A 13,079-nucleotide genomic window follows, 5' to 3' on the forward strand; every position below is an offset into this window, starting at 1 on the left:
TTGTTAAAGAAAATGACTATCTGTAAAATTTGTCATAATTCCCTTGATCACAAATCTTATGTTGTCCGAGAAATGATGTTTGGGTTTAGAGATGAATTTGAATATTTTGAATGTGGAGAATGTGGATGCTTACAGATTAAAGATATTCCCAATAATATTTCCAAATATTACCCTGATAATTTTTATGCTTTTCAATTACCTACCGTTGAAAAGGAAAAAACGCTGAAGAATTTTTTCAGACGTCAGAGAATGAAATACTTAATTTCTGGAAATACTAATCTGGAGATTTTTTTATCAAAAGTCTTGAGAAAATTATATAAATTACCTAATTATAATTATTATGATTGGCTGAGAAAACTGAAATTACCATTAAACGCAAAAATTCTAGATGTAGGCTGTGGAGTTGGTACATATCTTCTCAATATGCGAGCGGATGGATTTACTGATGTTACAGGAGTAGATCCGTTCATAGAAAAAGATATTTTTTATGACAATGGAGTCAAGATTTTAAAAAAATACCTAGATGAAATCGAAGGGCAATTCGATTTGATATTTCTCAATCACTCCTTTGAACATATGCCTAAACCTTTAGCTGTACTTCAGAAACTATACAGTTTATTAAATAGTCAGGGTTATGTGGTAATTGGGATTCCCATAGTTCCATCTTTTGCTTGGCGAAACTATGGTGTAAATTGGGTTCAAATCGATGCTCCACGTCACTTCTTTATACATACAATTAAAAGTATGGAAATTTTGACAAGTCAAGCAGGTTTAAAAATTTTAGATGTCGAATACAATTCAAACTCTTATCAATTTTGGGGCAGCGAACAGATAATGAAGAATATACCAATAGCAGATAGTTCATCTCATGCTGTTAATTCTAAAAAATCTATTTTTTCTAAAGAACAAATGAAGAGTTTTGAAGCTAAGGCAATAGAATTAAATAGGCAAAAAGATGGTGATCAAGCTAATTTATATCTATACAAACCTTAAGATAATTAGCTCTTAAATTTATATATAGATTAATACAGAGGAATAATGATGCATACAAACATGATGTTTTACATTGAGGCAGATTACTTAAATAAGTTAGCAATTAAATATCGAGAATCTTACCATGAGGCTAAACCATTTCCACACATTATTATCGATAATTTTTTACCAGAGTTTATATTAGAAAGTATTCTCGATGAGTTTCCAAGAGTAGATAAGATTGATTGGCAAAAATTTGATGCTTCTGCTGAAAAGAAACTAGCATCAAAAAATGAGTTACAAATGGGAGATACAACACGATTTCTCTTGTATCAATTAAATTCTTCAATCTTTATTAATTTTTTAGAGAATCTTACAGGTATTGACGGATTAATTCCCGATCCTCATTTTGAAGGAGGTGGGCTTCATCAAATAGAAAGAGGTGGTTACTTAAAGATACATGCTGACTTTAATTGGCATAGAAAACTGCGACTGGATCGACGATTAAATCTTTTACTTTATCTTAATAAAAATTGGCAAGAAGAATATGGTGGTCATCTGGAATTATGGGATCAGCAGATGAGCAGTTGCGTAAAAAAAATATTACCAGTCTTTAATCGATGCGTTATTTTCAATACAACAGATTCTTCTTATCATGGGCATCCGGAACCATTAAATAGTCCCCAAGGACTGACACGGAAGTCACTGGCGCTATATTACTACAGTAATGGGCGACCATCTACAGAAATTTCTAGTCCTCATTCAACTATGTTCCGGGTTCGTCCAGGAGAATATCAATTACTGGAAAAAAATAAAAATTCTTTAGGTTTGACAGCCAAAACTACTCTAAAAAAATTACTTCCTCCAATCTTGATTGATGCAGGAAAATACCTTAGGCACAAGGCAGGAATATAAACCAGGGAATAGGAAAATATGAATCCTTTAGTATATGTTGTTATTTTCGGCTGGATTCCATTTGTACTCTTTCTGTTTAGGTGGATGCCAACTCAGAAAGCTGTGATTCTGAGTTTTATTATTGCGTGGCTATTTCTACCTGTAGTCAGCTTTGAACTGCCGGGAATACCAAACTATACTAAAATAGTCGCAACTTGTTACGGCATTCTACTGGCAACTATTGTTTTTGACGTTAAACGCTTCAGTTCTTTTCATTTTGGCTGGCTTGATGTACCAATGCTAGTTTGGTGCTTATCTCCATTGCCATCGTCAATGACTAACGATTTAGGTCTGTATGATGGACTATCAGGCGTCTTTTACCAAGTTGTGACTTGGGGATTACCGTACTACTTAGGTAGATTGTATCTCGGTACTTTAGATGGATTGCGCAAGCTAGCTACTTATATTTTCATTGGTGGTTTGATCTATATTCCTCTGTGTCTTTTTGAACTCCGGATGAGTCCGCAGTTACATCGAGTGCTTTATGGCTTTCATGCACGTAGTGATTTTACCCAAACAATGCGATATGGAGGATACAGACCAACAGTTTTTATGGAACATGGGCTTATGGTTGGTGCATGGATGATGGCTGCTGCACTGATTGGTATTTGGCTATGGAAAACTGAAGCGCTCAAGCAAGTCTGGGGTATTCCAATCAAGTGGCTTGTGGCTGCATTATTATTGACCAACATATTAGTCAAATCTACAGGTGCAATACTTTTACTACTGGTTGGGTTGTGTATCATTTTCTTTTCCACTAGGTTTCGTACCTCCATCTTGGTGTTGATGGTGATTGCGGCTATTTCATTGCATCTATATCTGGGAGTAACTGGTAACTTTCCTGGAGAGCAGATAGTAGCTGTAGTATCCACTACCTTAAATGAAGAAAGAGCACAATCAGTGGAGTTTAGATTCGATAACGAAAAAATCCTCTCAGAAAGGGCGCGGGAAAAAATGGTGTTTGGTTGGGGAGGATGGGGACGAAATGAGATTTATGACAAATGGGGTAAAAGACTCACAATCACCGATAGTTTGTGGATTATTGCTTTTGGTATTAGGGGTGTAGTTGGCTTAATCGCTGTGATGGCATCGCTATTATTACCAGCGATCGCCTTCATGCAACATTATCCCGTGAGTATTTGGAATCATCCGAAAGTCGCACCAGCCGCCGCTCTTGTCATACTTTTAATTTTGTATACGATAGACTGTCTGCTCAACGCTTTAATCAATCCAATCTACATACTTGCCTGTGGAGGTATAGCGGGGTTAGTCATCAATCAAACAAAAAATCAAACAAAACCAAATTTAGTTCAGATTCGCCCTCAGCAAACTTTAAGAGATTAATATATGTCTGATGCAATTTTATTAAAGAATCTGACTCGTCTAATTGTAGTTATCCTGAATTATCGCACTCCCAGTTTGACAATTGAGTGCTTGCATTCATTAGTAGACGAGGTGCGATCGCTAGGAGGTATTCGCGTCATTGTTGCCGACAATGCTTCTGGTGATGGCTCGGTAGAACAAATTCAAGCTGCAATTGAAACTGAAGGCTGGGGTGAGTGGGCATCGCTGTTGCCACTAGATCGCAATGGTGGATACGCCTTCGGCAATAACGCTGCAATTCGCTTAGGATTGCAAGGCACTCATCCGCCATCCTATTTTATGTTGCTCAATCCGGATACTATCGTTCGTCCTGGCGCTCTCAAAGCTTTGCTAGATTTTATGGATGAACATCCCCATGTGGGCATAGCAGGTTGCCGCTTAGAAGAACCGGATGGCACTCCCCAATGCTCGGCTTTTCGCTTCCATACTATTTTTAGCGAACTTGATTCTGGTTTGCGTTTGGGAATAGTATCGAAATTACTATCAAAGTGGGTAGTTGCACCTCCTGTTCGTGAAGGCACCTATCAAACAGATTGGGTGTGTGGAGCAGCGATGATTATCCGCCGCCAAGTCTTTGAGTCGGTGGGTTTGCTAGACGAAAAATACTTTTTGTATTTTGAAGAAGTGGACTTTTGCTTGCAGGCAAAAAAAGCAGGTTTTCCTTGCTGGCACGTTTCCGCGGCTAGAGTTATGCATTTAGCTGGGCAAAGTACAGGAGTAACCGATACTAAGCGCCCACCCAAGCGTCTACCCAAGTATTGGTTTGATTCTAGGCGCAGATACTTTCTCAAAAATCATGGTTTGCTCTATGCTGCGGCTGCTGACGCCATTTGGATATTTGCTTTTATTTTGTGGAGATGGCGAAGGGTGATTCAGCGTAAGCCAGACAAAGATCCCCCCCAAATGATGATTGATTTTCTGCTCAATAGCGTGTTTTGGAAGGGTAGTCACGTATAAGCACTCAAAAAGGGGGTATGAAGTGTCAAGCTTTGCCAGAAAAATTGGAGTAGTTGTAATTGGGCGCAATGAGGGCGATCGCTTAATCCGCAGCCTGGATTCTGTTGTCGATACAGCTTGCACAGTAGTCTACGTCGATTCCGGCTCTACAGATGGCAGTTGTGAAGTTGCTTCTGGGCGTGGAGTCGAGGTGGTTAATTTGGATATGTCAGTACCATTTACTGCTGCTAGAGCTCGCAATGCTGGTTTTGAGCTACTGCGCGAAAAGTATCCACAAGTAGAGTATGTCCAGTTTGTTGACGGTGACTGCGAAGTAATCGAGGGATGGATTGAGGCAGCTTGTGAAACTTTAGATGCCAACCCTGATATCGTGGCTGTATGTGGTTGGCGGCGCGAACGTTATCCCCAAAAGAGTGTCTACAATCGCATCTGCGATGTTGAGTGGCGGATTGGCTCAGTTGGAAATATCTCTAGCTTTGGCGGAGATGTGATGATTCGTGCCGGAGCTTTGACTAATGTCGGAGGTTACAACAGCAGCGTGATTGCTGCCGAAGATGACGAGTTGAGCGTACGTCTACGCCAAGCCGAAGGAAAAATTCTGCGTATTGATCGCGATAGCACTTTGCATGATGCCAATATGCATAGACTATCGCAGTGGTGGCAGCGTGCCAAACGCTGTGGTTATGGATATGCTCAGGTTTCCTATCTGCATGGGAATCTGCCTGAGCGCAAGTTTGTGAAAGAAGTACGACGCGCCTTAATGTGGGGAGCGATCGCACCTTTGAGCGCGCTGTTACTGTTGCCTTTTACCTACGGGCTTTCGTTGATCATCTTCGGGCGCTATCCATTAGTATCATTACGAACGATTTATCAGACTCGACAACAAGGCTTCTTGTGGGCTGACACTTTAGCTTGGGGTTTATCTTGTGGGCTGTCAGTGTTTCCCGAAGCGGTAGGTGTAATCAAATTTCACCGCGATCGCCTGAGTAACAAACAATTTCAAATCATCGAGTACAAAAATTCTCAAACACCTGTATTAAAAGGGAACGGGGAAAAGGGAACAGGGAATAGGGGATTGGAGATGGGGATTTAAACCCCAACACAAACTTGCAACTTCTAGAAGATGGGTTTTATACCCCCATAAGGGAACAGATCGAAGCAATTCAAGCAACTGGGAGATAAATCAATGGCTGCGAGGAAAGGACATAGGAATCCTGTCACTGTGGGTATTCTTGGTGCTGGTTACATTAGTGACTACCACTTCCGAGCGTTACGCTTGCTACCTAATGTAGAAGTGCGAGCAGTTTGCGACCTCAACAGCAGATTAGCACAGCAGTTTGCTCAGGCAAAGGGGATACAGAATGTCTACAGCGATTTTGACAAGATGTTGTCCTCCGAGCAGCTAGACGTTGTTCACATTCTTACACCACCCCATATTCACTTTACAAATGCCACTCAAGCGATTGAGGCTGGCGTTGATGCCTTGATTGAAAAGCCACTTTGCCATAAGGTTAGTTATTGTCAACAGTTACGCAAACACAGCCAAGCTGCGGGTAGAGCGATCGCTGTCAGCAATAACTTTCTGTACTTTCCAGTGTATGAAAAATTGGTATCTGACTTACGCAGCGGTAGGTTAGGACAGATTGATCAGATTGATATTGTCTGGAATAAAGAACTTGGACAACTCAAAGGCGGGCCTTTTGGGGCATGGATGCTCCAGTCTCCAAAAAATATTCTCTTTGAGATAGCTCCCCACTCATTTGTTCACCTTATCCATCTCCTTGGACAGCCTGATGAAATTTCTGTCGATGTCCGCGATAAATTGGAACTACCACGCGGGCTAGAGTTTTATCGTCGTTGGGAAATTCGAGGCTGGAAACATAATACCAGCATCCGGCTGCGGTTTTCATTCATTGATGGATATCCAGAGCATTACATCCATGTCCGTGGCACGAATGCAGTGGCAAGAGTTGACTTCGAGAACAACACTTACATCTGTCAGGAACATACACCTTACCTACTTGATATTGATCGCTATGCCAATGTGGTTGCAAGCGCTCGCGATTCCGTACTGCAAGCCAGTGGCACCTTAACCAGCTTCGTATTATCAAAAATGGGTTTATCCAAAAACTCAGGCCCTTTTCCGTACAGCATCGCCCGGACAGTCGAGAGTTTCTACAACTCTAGAGGAGGGACGCTTGATGAGAGAATAGATCCTGCCATCAGCGAAGCTGCGGTAGCATTAGCTGAGTGGATAGCGCGTGAGGCTGATTTGCCCATCTCTTATCAAGTGGTATCTACTGCTAATCAATTGGCTGACACTCCAACTCCAAAGTCTACGGTATTAGTAATTGGTGGTACTGGTTTCATTGGGCAAGCACTGGTTCGTCGTCTGCGTCAAGAAGGATATGGCGTCCGCATTCTTGCCCGCAACCCCAATAGCTGTCCATCTGAATTGCACAGTCTGGGAGTTGAGTTTGCCAAGGGCGACTTTGCTGATGCCAACGCGGTAGAGACTGGCTTGGATGGCATCCGTTATGTCTATCACCTTGCACGTGGAAATGGAAAAACATGGAGCGATTACTTAGAAACTGATGTTAAGCCTACGCGCCATGTTGCCGAATTATGCCTAAAACACGGTATTGAAAAGCTATTTTACGCATCTTCAATTGCGATTTACTATGCTGGTAAGAAGACCTCAACTATTACGGAAAATACTGAACCCCACCAAGGTATTATGCGTGTTGCTCCCTATGCGAGATCAAAAGCAGAAAATGAGCGATCGCTGCTGGAACTCCATCACAAACAAGGCTTACCCGTAACAATATTTCGTCCTGGTGTTGTACTAGGACGTGGTGGAAGTCCTTACCATTGGGGAATTGCAGCTTGGCCTTATAGTTCAGTGTGTAGCCTCTATGGTGATGGAAATAACCCCCTACCAATCGTACTTGTAGATGACGTTGCTGATGCGATGGTGCGAGCAATCAAAGTACCAAGCATCGAGGGCAAGTCCTACAACCTTACTAGTACACCTTGTATCACAGCTAATGAATATCTGGATGAGTTTGAGCATCAAGCTAGCATCAAGTTACGACGTGTACCCACATCAGCCAGGAGTTCCTACATTGAGTCCCTCCTCAAGTGGGCAATCAAGAGGATTGGACGCGATCCTCACACTGCATTTCCTAGCTATGCCGATTGTGAAGGTCGTAGCTTTAGTGCTAAATTTGACTCCTCAAAAGCCGAGCATGAACTTGGTTGGACTCCAGTCAAAAACCGCGAAATTATTATTCGTGAAGGTATACATATCCCAGTTGCGGAGTTTTTTAGATAGTAGAGCACTACTACTAATTATTAACAGAACTCACGCATCATACCTCTCTAATTCTTATTCCTCTGTGTTCCCTGTGCCTGGAGCGGTTTTATTCTTACGTGACTCGTGCGTTAGTTCTAAATAATTGAGGGGTAAATGTAACGAATAATACCATCAAATGTGACTTATGTCTTTTTTTAATGTACTAATTACCAAATTATCTCATTGGAGAAGTGCGCTAATTAGGTTCTACATTCAAAATAAAATTTTGATTTATCTCTGTCTAGCTTTGCTCAGTTTTTCAACAATTATTAGTAGTTGTTCACAATTAAATCAACAAACAATTGTCACTGCTAGCCCTGAAAAAAGTATTGTTAATGCTGTCAAATCCAGTCCCGAAAAAAGTATTGTTACTGCTGTTAAACCTAGCCCTAAAAAAAGTGTTATTACTTCTACTCCAGCCTTGGGTATTGGTTTGAATGGTATTGCTGATTGGTCAACACAATTACCCTTTTTAGACGCTTTTAAGTCTTCTCGACAATGGATTACTCAATGCGTAAATACAGATCCTGACTGTAATGGTGAATGGGATACAAATGAATATAATTTATTGAATTTAGACAAAGATGGTTGGATCAAATCTCTACCAGCACCTAGTGATACTCCCAAATACACAAGAGTTAGCACTCTATTATATAGAGAAATACCAGGTCTTTATCCTTCTGGAAAATACATTGTTTTTTATGAAGGTGAAGGTACAATTTCCTACGGTTTTGATGCTCAACAAGATAAAGCTGCCTCAACTGCTGGTAGAGATGTAATTAATGTAAATTCAAAAGCAGGCGGAGGTATATTAATTACTATTACTTCTACCGATCCAAAAAAGATAGGCAATTACATTCGTAATATTCGAGTTGTTAAAGCAGAAAACTTACCACTCTACAATCAGGGTGAAATATTTAACCCCACTTTTATAAACAGAATTAAAAACTTTAGAGCATTTCGTTTTATGGACTGGATGCAAACGAATGGCTCAGAGCAAAAAGAGTGGTTTTCTCGTCCGAAAACAACAACTGCTTCCTATGCATTAAAAGGAGTGCCGCTAGAGGTGATGATTGCTCTAGCCAATAAAGCGAATGCGGAACCGTGGTTTAATATGCCGCATATGGCTACTGATGAATACATGACTAAATTTGCCCAAATCGTTAAGCAAAAACTGAACCCAAAGTTAAAGGCTTATGTAGAGTTTTCTAATGAGGTTTGGAACGGGCAATTTCCTCAAGCTGATTACGCCTTACAACAAGGACAAGTTAAATGGGGAAAGGATAAAGAACATGTTCAAATGCAATGGTACGGTATGCGTACTGCTCAAATGTGCGATCTCTGGAAAAATACCTTTGGTAAACAAAAGAATCGTGTAGTTTGTGTGCTGGGTACTCATACTGGATGGCAAGGGTTAGAGAATGCGGCTTTAGATTGCCAATCTTGGGTAGCCCAAGGCAATAAACCCTGTTATCAACATGGTATTGATGCTTATGCGATCGCTGGCTATTTTGGTAGAGATTTAGGTACACCAGAAAATACTCAAAAAGTAGAGTCTTGGTTGAATGATTCAGATGGTGGTTTTAGTAAAGCAATCCAGCATTTAAAAACAGGAAAGTTACTTGAGAAATCTCAAGATAGCTTAGTAGATAATTACAACAGCTTTATTTATCACAACAAGGTAGCCCAAAAAAAAGGACTGAAGCTAGTTGCTTATGAAGGTGGACAACATATTGTTGGTCATTCTGGAGTAGAAAATAATGAAAGGCTTACTAATTTCTTTATCAAATTAAATCGCCATCCAGCAATGTATGACTTGTATTCTCAATTACTAAATAGTTGGAAAAAAGCTGGAGGTGGATTATTCATGCATTTTGTTGATATTGGTTCACCCAGTAAATGGGGTAGCTGGGGTGCTTTAGAATATTTAGAGCAAAAAAGTTCACCTAAGTACAAGGCATTAATCGACTTTAGTCAAAATCATAGTTGAATACGAATAATTTTTAAGGGTAAAGTAGCTGCAAAAATAACTCTTGAGGTGCCATGTATACAACACTCTTGTTACGAGGTTCAACGTGGTAACAAGAACTAGAGATTCTGGCTCTCTCAATCTGATGACAAAGTTTGAGAATTTAGTAGCAGCTATGATGTTTTGCGGAATTAAACAATTGTGAGGTAAGTGGCATGACAGGGACATATTTAAATGAAATAAGTCCAAATCAAAATCCCAAAAGCTCCTCCAAATTTTTAAGGTACATACATAATTTTCGTGGCTTTGCCATTCTCACAATTGTAGCTACACATATTATTGCCTCTTTACAGTGGAGAAATGAAACAATCGAAAAACTTACTTACATATTAATTGGCAATGGGACTGTCTATTTTGTCTTTATAGCAGGCTTTCTTTTCCAATTTTTATCTTCTAAATATGAGTACAAAAAGTACTTAAACAAAAAACTACAATACGTAATTTTACCTTATTTATTTCTATCAATACCAGCTATCAAACTTTGCTTAATTGAAAAAATCTATACTCCTCCAGATTGGTTTCAGCACCATTTTTCTGATTGGTCAATTCCCGGACAAATCCTGATGTATTTATTGACCGGAGCGCATTTACCACCGTTCTGGTTCATTCCAATGATTACCATTTTCTATCTAATTTCACCTATACTAATATGGGTAGATAGACACCCCAAAAACTATTGGATACTTCCGATACTACTAGGAATAACTGCAATTATACCGAGAGCACAGTATAACGCAAATCCTATCCAGTCATTTGTTCATTTTCTTTCTGTTTATATGATTGGTATGTTTTGCTCACACTATCGAGACAAGATATTTTCGATTCTGAAGAGGAAATATTTCTGGTTACTAATAGGCTTTGTGATACTGACTATCTTGGAATTTACAATTACACCAAGACCGACAGCGATTAATTCATGGAGTAAACTGATTTTGTGTGTACTTATTATTTACTGTTTGTGGCTATTTGAATTAAAACTACCAAAACAGTTCCATGATGTAATGGGTTTCTTAGCAGAACTGAGTTTTGGAATCTATTTTCTCCACGGCTACTTTATTATTGCTTACTCTGGAGCTGCTAATAAATTTGGATTTAATCAGTTTTGGACTCAAGCCAATCCATTGACTTTTTCGTTAATTTTTCTCCTTTCAGTGGGAGCAAGTATTGTTTCGCTCCTGATAATTAAGAATATTTTTGGGAAAAAAAGTCGATTTATTGTTGGTTCCTAAAAGAAATATTTTCAACGTCTTTGTTAAAGATGTAATTAGTATAAAATTCTAACTTCTTTAAAGAAGTCGGAGTTCTGAGCATATGCGGCTGAACACAATCAGTTACTATAACAATCATAAATTATTTATACACAAAATCAAGGCTATAGTAGCTGACAGCTAACTGTTTTTAACTATTAACTAATAGCTAAAAGCTATTAGTTAGGTTTCATATAACAATCCGATTTGATGTTTGAAAAAATCTAATTCTATGTATAGCACCTTAGGATAGAGTTCGCAGCGTACCAAAACCTTTGGAAGATGCGTTACGCTTCGCTAACACACCCTATGTATCAAATGTTAAAGTTACTCTATTTCAGCACACGACAAACAGCTGAAGATAACAAAACCATCCATAATCCATCAGATAATAGGTCAATACCAACAAATATTGCTAGGAATAATAGATTCTCGGTACGAATGTAATTCCAAATGATCATACCAAGAATGACACCTACGATACCACTCAATAATACCCAACTCCAGTTAGGTAATGGTCGTAGCTGTAATGCCAAAGTAACCTGAAAAATACCTTTGAGCAAAATAGAGAATCCTAATGCTGATGCTACACCTTTTATAGAATTTTGCAGTAAGATAATTCCTACTATTAGATAAATAAATCCAACGAATAGTTTTAGGAGAAAATTTCCAGCTTGACGAGTTTGAAAAGCATAAATTAATAAGAAAATTCCACCTACAATAAATAACCAAGCAAAAACTGATATTAGGCTTAAAGTAGTGAAGAATGGTTTCCCGATCGCTACCAAACCCAAAATGATCATGACAATACCTAAAGCGATCGCCCATCCTAAATTCTTCCGTAATTCCTCTCGCAATTCGGGTGTAGTGGCAAATCGAATCTTATTTACTCCGTAGTTTTTCCGAATCTGGCTTCTGTTGTGAGTAATGCCATTCTGATTAGAGTTAGAGTATAAAGCCCTACGTCTTGCCGCTCGTTGTTTCCGTGCTGAGGGCTTCCAAATCAAAGTAATCCCCATAGGAGTACGAAGCCTTATGTCTGGCTGATATTTGGATCTTCTAAACATATGAATGAGTTTAGCGATCGCTCATTTAAAGCCGCTTTGCCTGATTCCCCTTTAAAAGCGCGATCAAGTTGTATAAATTACCAATTACTTCACTCATGGCTTCTTGACTCCTTCGCAAGAATTTATGTATCTCTGGCGGCTCGACAATAATCATCCCTAATAGGCTTGCCGAGAAATGTATAATCTGCTAGATCGTATTGATAAATACGAAGTCAGAATATAAAAAGTAAAGGTAGAAAAAAAAGAAAGTTTTTTATTAGTTTTGGTTTGTGCAGTTTATAATAGTTACTTCTTAAATAAAGAAATAAACTAAAAAAATAAGATATTGATAAGAAATATATAAAAAATTCACACAAAAATGCTTTAAGTATTCACTCAAGAATACTTCTGTAAAAGTTTCAGAGTACAATCAAAATAACCACTCTTTTTGGTTTCTCTGTCAATTTGAGCGTAGTGCCTTGATTAAAAAAGCCCCACTATAATTGTTTTCCTGCTCGGTTTTAAGCTAGGGTAGCTTTATTCTTCGTTGAAGTGCTATATCATCAGGTGAGGGGTCAGCTAATTGAATTATATGTTTTGTCTGATTGGGAAGAATTTATCACCAATTACCATTGCGAAAAGGGACGTTTAACTAAATTACTATTAAAATACTTGGGATCTTCAGAAACTTCTCTGTCAATCCAGTGCGGCAATTCAATTTGTTGTGCTTCATCATTTAGTTCAACTTCTGCTAATATCAGACCTTTATTCACACCATCAAACTCATCTATTTCCCAAATCAAATTACCCCACTCTAATCTATATCTGACTTTTTCTATAAAAGGGCGTTGACATAATGTCTCAAGCATTTCCTGAGCATCTTCAATCGGAATGAGATACTCAAATTCGGCTCTGGAATACTTAACACTAGGCCCTTTGATAGTTAAGTATCCTTTTTCTTCTACTATACGTACCCTTACCGTCACTCCATCTTGCGTGGCAATATATCCTTGCCGATATACATTGCCTTGAGCAAGCTCTCTCCAATCATTTCCTTTGACTAAATATTTACGCTCTATTTCTTTCGCCATTTTATGTAGGGTGTGAGTAAGAAGCTAAATGCTGTGATAAGTTTT

The 13,079-nt window shown here is 39.0% G+C and carries 10 protein-coding genes; 8 read left to right on the top strand and 2 right to left on the bottom strand.

Going from position 1 to position 13,079, the window contains the following annotated elements; all coding sequences use genetic code 11:
* Window positions 1-12: 12 nt before the first annotated feature.
* The 8 genes from U2718_RS08875 (at window position 13) to U2718_RS08910 (ending at window position 10,879) form a co-directional block, all read left to right on the top strand.
* Entirely contained in the window at window positions 13-993 is a 981-nt protein-coding gene (locus U2718_RS08875) for a class I SAM-dependent methyltransferase (RefSeq protein ID WP_341997392.1), read from the top strand.
* Between the two features lie 45 nt (window positions 994-1,038).
* Window positions 1,039-1,887 (top strand): 2OG-Fe(II) oxygenase, encoded by an 849-nt coding sequence (locus tag U2718_RS08880; RefSeq protein ID WP_341997394.1) that lies wholly within the window; start codon window positions 1,039-1,041, stop codon window positions 1,885-1,887.
* An 18-nt stretch (window positions 1,888-1,905) separates the two neighbouring features.
* On the top strand, window positions 1,906-3,270 hold the full coding sequence (locus U2718_RS08885; protein ID WP_341997396.1) for an O-antigen ligase domain-containing protein: 1,365 nt from the start codon (window positions 1,906-1,908) through the stop codon (window positions 3,268-3,270).
* Window positions 3,271-3,273: 3 nt separating this feature from the next.
* Entirely contained in the window at window positions 3,274-4,266 is a 993-nt protein-coding gene (locus tag U2718_RS08890; RefSeq protein ID WP_341997398.1) for a glycosyltransferase family 2 protein, read from the top strand.
* A gap of 22 nt (window positions 4,267-4,288) precedes the next feature.
* The gene (locus U2718_RS08895; protein WP_341997400.1) at window positions 4,289-5,359 is read left to right on the top strand and encodes a glycosyltransferase family A protein; all 1,071 of its coding nucleotides are present in this window, start codon (window positions 4,289-4,291) and stop codon (window positions 5,357-5,359) included.
* Window positions 5,360-5,452: 93 nt separating this feature from the next.
* Window positions 5,453-7,600, top strand: coding sequence for an NAD-dependent epimerase/dehydratase family protein (locus tag U2718_RS08900; protein WP_341997402.1), 2,148 nt, complete (start codon window positions 5,453-5,455; stop codon window positions 7,598-7,600).
* 166 nt (window positions 7,601-7,766) lie between these two features.
* Entirely contained in the window at window positions 7,767-9,611 is a 1,845-nt protein-coding gene (locus U2718_RS08905) for a cellulose-binding protein (RefSeq protein ID WP_341997404.1), read from the top strand.
* A gap of 194 nt (window positions 9,612-9,805) precedes the next feature.
* Window positions 9,806-10,879: an acyltransferase gene (locus U2718_RS08910; protein ID WP_341997406.1), complete on the top strand. Its 1,074-nt coding sequence runs from the start codon at window positions 9,806-9,808 to the stop codon at window positions 10,877-10,879.
* Window positions 10,880-11,229: 350 nt separating this feature from the next.
* On the opposite strand, the gene U2718_RS08915 is transcribed toward U2718_RS08910, so the two are convergent.
* Together U2718_RS08915 and U2718_RS08920 are read right to left on the bottom strand one after the other, a co-directional pair.
* Window positions 11,230-11,964, bottom strand: coding sequence for an HdeD family acid-resistance protein (locus tag U2718_RS08915; RefSeq protein ID WP_341997408.1), 735 nt, complete (start codon window positions 11,962-11,964; stop codon window positions 11,230-11,232).
* Between the two features lie 605 nt (window positions 11,965-12,569).
* On the bottom strand, window positions 12,570-13,034 hold the full coding sequence (locus U2718_RS08920; RefSeq protein ID WP_341997410.1) for a CYTH domain-containing protein: 465 nt from the start codon (window positions 13,032-13,034) through the stop codon (window positions 12,570-12,572).
* Window positions 13,035-13,079 lie beyond the last annotated feature (45 nt).

Source organism: Chlorogloeopsis sp. ULAP02, assembly GCF_038404745.2.
GTDB lineage: Bacteria > Cyanobacteriota > Cyanobacteriia > Cyanobacteriales > Nostocaceae > Chlorogloeopsis.